Here is a 7,355-nt window from a genome sequence, read left to right on the forward strand (position 1 = left end):
CACAACACCTCTATGACAATTTCGGCTTGCTTGGCAATATTTTACGCAAATGGTGGAGATTGTTACAAAAGTTGATTTTCTTGTCTGAATCAGGATGTCCAGGATTTAAGGATTTACAGGATGTATTTGTTTGTGTTGTTGATGGGATGTTTGAGGTAATTTCTTATTGAAGATGTAGGGGTTTAGCAATGCTAAACCCTGACCAATATTGCTAAACTTGATGTTGTGCTAACCAAGCTTCTAAATCACTTAAACTAGAAAAATCAAGTAAAGCCTCAGCTAAATCTTCTAACTGTTCTGATTCCATAGCTTCAAGTTTCAATAATTGTGCAGGTGGAACAGTTCCGACTTGATGACGGAGTTGTCGTGTCACAATTGCTAAAGCTTTTTCCTGTTGGATATCCTGATAAATTACAGACTCGCGCATAGCATCACTCCGCAATAATCTTTTAATCAGTTTCTTGTTTAATACTAACCCAGCTAATATCGCCGTTGAAGCAGCAACATTACTTTGGATTCGGGTATCGTTTATTTGCTCAATAGCTTCTGCAACCTGTTGTAATATTAGCGTTTTATCCTCAGTTTGACTGAGAGTTGCAAACGGTAACAAACCAGGAGTATTTAAAAATATGTCGCTGGGTTGTTCCCAAAGACGAATAACGCCAAATTCATGACGGGTATTTTCTAAAACAAAGACTGTTTGCTGGACTAATTCGGATGTGGTTGGTTGTAGATAAATCACAACCTGACGCATCCGTTTATTGGGAAATTTGCGATACACCCTTAACCGATAATCCGCCATTCTAAAGGGAATTTGGGCTTTTGGTTCAGTTTGAAATTCTATATGCAGAACAATTTCATCTGACTGTAACAGAATTAACGCATCTGCTCGAATCGGTTCGAGGGATAATTCTGATGGACTGAGTTGGGTGACAAATAACCTCCTCAAAATCATAAAATACAACATGAAAAAACTACAAATAATATCCTGTAAATCCTTAAATCCTGGATATCCTGATTCAGACAAATAAAATGTTATCAGCAAAGAAACTCTCTACAACTGTTTTAATAAATTCATGATTTGTTCATAAGCAGCAGTATTTCCTTGAGCCTGGAATAATTGTGCTGCTTGTTGGAAATTTTCAATTGCCTTTTGTTTGTCACCAAGTTCATAATAAACAAGACCGCGACCCATGTAAGCCAGAGCATCATCAGGATTAATATTGATAGCTTGGGTATAATCTGCCAGTGCTAATTCCCATTTTTTCTGGTTTTTGTAAAGAACACCGCGATTGTAGTAAGCATCAGCTAAATCAGGATTAATTTTGATAGCTTGATTATAATCTGCCAGTGCTAATTCCCATTTTTTCTGCTCATAGTAAAGATTACCGCGATTGTAGTAAGTATCAGCATCATCAGGATTAATTTTGATAGCTTGATTATAATCTGCTAGTGCTAATTCCCATTTTTTCTGCTCTCTGTAAAAAACACCGCGATTGTAGTAAACCTTAGCATCATCAGGATTAATTTTGATAGCTTGGTTAAAATCTGCCAGTGCTAATTCCCATTTTTTCTGCTGAACGTAAAGAACACCGCGATTGTTGTAGGCAGCAGCATCATCAGGATTAATTTTGATAGCTTGGTTATAATCTGCCAGTGCTAATTCCCATTTTTTCTGCTCTCTGTAAAGAACACCGCGATTGTTGTAAGCCTCAGCATAATCAGGATTAATTTTGATAGCTTGATTATAATCTGCTAGTGCTAATTCCCATTTTTTCTGGTCACTGTAAAGATTACCGCGATTGTTGTAAGCCTTAGCATAATCAGGATTAATTTTGATAGCTTGGTTAAAATCTGCCAGTGCTAATTCCCATTTTTTCTGCTCTCTGTAAAGAAGACCGCGATTGTAGTAAGCCAGAGCATAATCAGGATTAATTTTGATAGCTTGATTATAATCTGCCAGTGCTAATTCCCATTTTTTCTGCTCTCTGTAAAGAAGACCGCGATTGTTGTAGGCAGCAGCATCATCAGGATTAATTTTGATAGCTTGGTTATAATCTGCCAGTGCTAATTCCCATTTTTTCTGCTCATAGTAAACAAGACCGCGATTGTTGTAAGCAGCAGCATCATCAGGATTAATTTTGATAGCTTGGTTAAAATCTGCCAGTGCTAATTCCCATTTTTTCTGCTCATAGTAAACAAGACCGCGATTGTAGTAAGCCTGAGCTAAATCAGGATTAATTTTGATAGCTTGGTTATAATCTGCCAGTGCTAATTCCCATTTTTTCTGGTCACTGTAAAGAAGTCCGCGATTGTTGTAAGCACCAGCATCATCAGGATTAATTTTGATAGCTTGATTATAATCTGCCAGTGCTAATTCCCATTTTTTCTGCTCATAGTAAAGAAGACCGCGATTGTAGTAAGCCTGAGCATAATCAGGATTAATTTTGATAGCTTGGTTAAAATCTGCCAGTGCTAATTCCCATTTTTTCTGGTCACTGTAAAGAAGTCCGCGATTGTTGTAAGCACCAGCATCATCAGGATTAATTTTGATAGCTTGGTTAAAATCTGCCAGTGCTAATTCCCATTTTTTCTGGTTTTTGTAAAGATTACCGCGATTGTTGTAAGCAGCAGCATCATCAGGATTAATTTTGATAGCTTGATTATAATCTGTCAGTGCTAATTCCCATTTTTTCTGCTCATAGTAAAGAAGACCGCGATTGTTGTAAGCCTGAGCATAATCAGGATTAATTTTGATAGCTTGATTATAATCTGCCAGTGCTAATTCCCATTTTTTCTGGTCATAGTAAAGAACACCGCGATTGTTGTAAACCTGAGCTAAATCAGGATTAATATTGATAGCTTGGTTATAATCTGCCAGTGCTAATTCCCATTTTTTCTGGTCACTGTAAAGAGTACCGCGATTGTTGTAAGCCGGAGCTAAATCAGGATTAATTTTGATAGCTTGATTATAATCTGCCAGTGCTAATTCCCATTTTTTCTGGTTTTTGTAAAGATTACCGCGATTGTTGTAAAATCCCGAACGGGGGCTGAGTTTAATCGCTTCATTTATCGCTACCTCTGCTTCTGCATACCTTTTTAAATCAGATAATACACCCGATTTCTGATTATACCAATTAGGATTATTTGGTTGAAGTTCAATGGCTTTATTGATTGCTGCTAAGGCTTCCTTTGGTTGCTGTAAGTTTCTATAAACTATACTTAGCTGACTCCAAGCAGCAACAAAATCAGGTTGACTTTTCACTGCTTGCTCAAATGCAGTTATAGCATCTCTATCTTGTCTATTCCACAATAAAGCCAAACCCTTGCCATAATAAGCTAAGTGAATAAAGGCTGGTTTTAGCTGAATCGCTCTATCAAAAGCCTCTATAGCTTCTTGATAACGACGTAAACGCCACAGTTGATTTCCTCTTTCTATCCATTTACTGGCGGTAGTATTTCCTTTGGAAACATCTACTGATAATATTGCTGCTTGTATAGAGTTAACTTGTTGTTGATTTAATTTTGCTGCTGGGGTAGTTTCTACTTTTTGTCCTTGGGTATCTAGTTTGTTTGCTATTGCTAAAAAGGTACTAATAGGAATACCTAAACTATTACCTATTTGTACTTTTCCACCACTACTACCTCTATCACCTGTTTTTTCATCAATAGCTGTTTCTCCCTCAGCACGTCCATGAATACCTATTACTCTTCCTTGGGTATCTAATACTGGTCCCCCACTCATTCCTCCAAAGGTGATACTACTATAAACTAATTCATATCCTCCGGTTAAGGAAACTGCACTTTGTGATGCACCAGAACTATTGCTGTTAAAATCTGATTGGGTAGTTGCTAATAATCCTATTTCCTTACTAAAAATCTGCCCCATTGTCAACCGCCAAGGTGATGTTTGCCCTAATTTGGGATATCCTGCTGTTAATATATATTCATTATCTTTCGTGGGATAATTTGCTAAGGTGGCAATTTGATATGTTGCTGGACTTCTAAATTTAACTACTGCTAAATCTACTCCTGATTCTAGTTTAATACTGCCTTTTTCTATAGGATATTGTTTACCATCTGGAGCAAGAATTGAATAATTAAAAAGTCCACAGGATTGAGTTTCATTTTCACTTTCACAGAAAATATGAGCCGCAGTTAAAACAGTATAAGTATCTCCTTCTTTAGCGATAATTACCCCTGAACCATTAGATTCATCACTACTATCAATTCTCACGGTTATTTGTTTGGCTTTTTGTTCTATTTCTCCTAACCATCCTGTTAATGCTGGTACGTCTGGTACTGGTTGGGAAATATTTGGTACAGGTAAGGAATAGGCGGTGAGAATTTCTGGTTTTACTTGTGCTAATAAGGTGGAAGTTGGTATTCCCCAACTGAGTTTTCGCATTTCCTGGATTTCTGCATTGCTAGGACGTGAACCATCAGGATAAACATAACCTGTATTTAATATTGGGTATGCACTTCTACCATTTATCCCTATGATTTGTCCCACAGAGTTAATGATTGCACCGCCACTCATTCCTTGGTCAATATCACTACTATAACCAATTTGATAGCCTTCTTTTAGTGGTTTATCGGCTATTTTTTCTACTCTACCAGTGCGAAATACTATTTGTCCTTTGGTAGCAGAATATCCCGCCGCCATTACTTCCATTTCAGTATTAGGTACGGAATTAGCTACTTCTTGTAAACAGTAATTTTCATTGCTTTGAAATTGTAATAATGCTAGGTCAAATTTATTAAAGTTAGTGTTAGGAACTGTTTGTGCATTATAGGTTTTACCATCTGCTGTTGTTAAAGAAATTTTGTTAACTCCTCTAATTACATGAGAATTAGTTAAAACTAGATAAGTATTTCCTCGTTTAGATAGGAGTGTTCCTGAACCGCTGTTATTATCACCTATTACTCTGACTGTAATTCTCTTGGCGATGGTTTGTAGTTGTTTTTGGGAATATGCTCCAGTGTCACCATTATCGGCTTTGATTTGACAACTGATATTATCAATTGCTGCTAGGGAGATAGAATTAGATGAAGTTTCAATACTCAAAGTGGAAACTAATAAAAATGCTAAAGAGAAAATGCTGACTGTTTTGGTATTCATGTTCATGATGGGTGATTTGTAAATTATGTAAAATGTACGTATTTAGGATTTCTATGTGTGTTTGATGTAGGGGTAGCGCCCCCGTGCCTACCCCGGTTTTCGGAAAATAACCTCTAATTATTGTTAGTTAAGGGGGATTTCTTTAAAAAATTTCCCACAGATATATACAACTGTTCACCTGAATTTTGGAAAATTATCCCTGCACTTTTACCTTCAGTAATATCCATTAACTTTTGTATTACGTCCTCAGCATCACTCCCTGTTTTTAAGGTAAATAGTTGATTACTAGGATTGCAAGTTTCTCCTTGATTAAGAACACCACAGATAACAGAATATCCTTTAATTTTCCCAGTAGCCAGAAAATTCAAACGACCTTGTTCAGAAAACTCTTGGAATTTTTGCGAGACTTTTTGACAGCGTTCTGCTGGAGTCCAGCCACCTTTATTAAAGTATTCAGATTTCCAGCCAATAAAATACACATGACCTTTTCTTTCAGGCATCCAAGCAACTGTAGTCGGAATTCTCTCACCACTTGCTGGATCAAACATTGGCTGACAAAGGAAAGTGACTTGATTTGATTGTGATTCGGCAGCAGTTGATTGGCTAAAATTGGCAGGTAGACTAATAGTTGCTAAAGATGTGACAGCAGCTAGTCCTAAAGTGATGAAAAATGATTGTTGTCGCATAATATTGTTGTTGAGATTGATAAATTAAAAAATCATTATTTTAAGGTAATGGATCACATATTTGATAAATTGTTAGATTATCAAATAGTGCTTTTTTCTGTAACCGTTAAAAAACTGACTCCTGTTCATTGAAAAATCCTTTTTTAGCAAAATATACCCACTATTTAAGGTTTAGCTGTTGCCTGTAAACTGTAATTTCCAGTTTCTCCTCGTTGTTGAGAAGTGGCAACTATTATATAAACTCCATCTTCTGGTAATGTCATATCTATTTGAGCATTAAAATCACCAGCCCCTCTATCATCGTTTTCGGCTATTTTGTTAAAACTGTTACCTTCAGAAGATTCGCTCACTTGATATAAACTCAAAAGTGAATTAATTTTCTGACTGGTCATTTCAATTACTACCCGTTGACCGGCTCGACCCTGAAATTGATATAAATTCACAAAACTACCATTTTCTCGGATGCGATCGCCTTCAGCCAAACTATTATTAATGATCTGACCGTTAAGCGAAATATTAGCAATAGCAGATTTTGTGGATTTCTCAAATAGGGTAGAGACAGAAGAAATATCTTTTTTTCTGGCAGCAGTAATAAAAGATTGCACTTGAGCAACAGGAATAGCAAAATTCATCCCACTATTTAATTTTCCAGGTCCGACAATTCCTGCTGTATTCACGCCAATCACTTGACCTTTGCTATTAAGAAGTGGTCCCCCAGAATTACCTCCTTGTATGACTGCATCATGTTGAATTTCTCCAGTCCTGGAATCAATACGAGTAATGTTTCCTTGGGTAAAAGTGTCTTTGAAATCTGCATCCAGAGGAGTACCAAGAGTGAAAATGCGATCGCCTACTTTCGCAGATCCAGCCGCAGCTAAATCAAGTGTCCGCAAGTTTTTCTGATTATGGATTTTCAGCATTGCCAAATCTAATCCATTTTTACCAAAACCCAATACATCAGCCGCGACTTTCTTCCCATCAGAAAAAACAACAGTCACTACACTGGGGAAATCTTTTGGATTATACTTTTCTACTTCTTCTTCATTTCTTGGTGGTGGTTTAATGACATGAGCATTGGTGATAATTAACCCATCTTTACTGATAATAAAACCACTACCATGACCTTGACCTGTTTGAACCGTCACCACAGCCGGACTTGATTTTTGATAAACTTGGCGGGCAATCTGTTCCTGGGATGTTTGTGCTAGTACAAGGTTAGAGTACAGTGCTTTTTGCTCCCTGAAGGATAGCTGCTTTTCAAAGCTATTCACCCCAAGAACGGTAAATATAGTGCATATTACACTTGCACATTGTAAGAATCTGTTGTTCATCATCGTTTGATACACAATTCGGATACAGTTAATATTTCAACCTGGAAAAACCAACGCTATAAAGCTTATTAATGCAGAATATCAGTAAATAGGGGTTGCTGAGAAAGTCTTTCCGTGAGGGCATAGGAGTCAGGAGTCAGGAGTCAGGAGTCAGGAGTCAGGAGTCAGGAGGAGATTTGAAAATTTCTTTGCCATCTCTTGAAATCCCAAAAAATG

General features: G+C 37.0%; 4 protein-coding genes. All 4 read right to left on the minus strand.

Annotated elements, in window-relative coordinates; all coding sequences use genetic code 11:
• Positions 1-211 precede the first annotated feature (211 nt).
• The gene (locus FFR48_RS09495; protein ID WP_137667190.1) at positions 212-967 is read right to left on the minus strand and encodes a DUF4351 domain-containing protein; all 756 of its coding nucleotides are present in this window, start codon (positions 965-967) and stop codon (positions 212-214) included.
• Positions 968-1,054: 87 nt separating this feature from the next.
• A complete protein-coding gene (locus tag FFR48_RS09500) occupies positions 1,055-5,122 on the minus strand; it encodes a serine protease (RefSeq protein WP_137667191.1) in 4,068 nt (1,355 codons plus the stop codon).
• 113 nt (positions 5,123-5,235) lie between these two features.
• Complete coding sequence (locus tag FFR48_RS09505; RefSeq protein ID WP_137667188.1) at positions 5,236-5,808, minus strand: COP23 domain-containing protein; 573 nt, start codon at positions 5,806-5,808, stop codon at positions 5,236-5,238.
• Between the two features lie 164 nt (positions 5,809-5,972).
• A complete protein-coding gene (locus FFR48_RS09510; protein WP_137667189.1) occupies positions 5,973-7,142 on the minus strand; it encodes a trypsin-like peptidase domain-containing protein in 1,170 nt (389 codons plus the stop codon).
• Between the last annotated feature and the right edge of the window lie 213 nt (positions 7,143-7,355).

It is taken from the genome of Sphaerospermopsis reniformis, from assembly GCF_005402885.1.
Lineage (GTDB): Bacteria > Cyanobacteriota > Cyanobacteriia > Cyanobacteriales > Nostocaceae > Sphaerospermopsis > Sphaerospermopsis kisseleviana.

What these genes read in the sequence shown, in the direction of transcription:
- FFR48_RS09510 (WP_137667189.1), bottom strand. Translation starts at nt 7,142, where the DNA reads ATGATGAACAACAGATTCTTACAATGTGCAAGTGTAATATGCACTATA.
- FFR48_RS09495 (WP_137667190.1), bottom strand. Translation starts at nt 967, where the DNA reads ATGTTGTATTTTATGATTTTGAGGAGGTTATTTGTCACCCAACTCAGT.
- FFR48_RS09500 (WP_137667191.1), bottom strand. Translation starts at nt 5,122, where the DNA reads ATGAATACCAAAACAGTCAGCATTTTCTCTTTAGCATTTTTATTAGTT.
- FFR48_RS09505 (WP_137667188.1), bottom strand. Translation starts at nt 5,808, where the DNA reads ATGCGACAACAATCATTTTTCATCACTTTAGGACTAGCTGCTGTCACA.